Genomic DNA, 213 nt, shown 5'->3' on the forward strand with positions numbered 1-213 from the left:
AAAATTGATATCTCTACGGCAAGCTATTTCAATATCACGTGAAGAATAAATTCCATTCATATAAGCATACAGCATAATTTTTAGCATTTTCATGGGCGATACTTGATTTTCTCTTATTCTAAAATAAGTAGAATATAGCTCAGTCAAATCCATCTCCTCCACAAACTGGCTTAGTAATCGCACAGAATCATTACTTGGAATTATGCAATCAAT

1 protein-coding gene is annotated in these 213 nt (G+C 31.9%); it reads right to left on the minus strand.

The genetic code is table 11. The features are described 5' to 3' along the window. A partial coding sequence (locus ACQRD5_RS17400; RefSeq protein WP_427747141.1) for a transposase occupies window positions 1-213 on the minus strand: 213 nt, incomplete at both ends.

The sequence above is a fragment of the Clostridium sp. SGI.024 genome, assembly GCF_050315195.1.
Lineage (GTDB): Bacteria > Bacillota > Clostridia > Clostridiales > Clostridiaceae > Clostridium.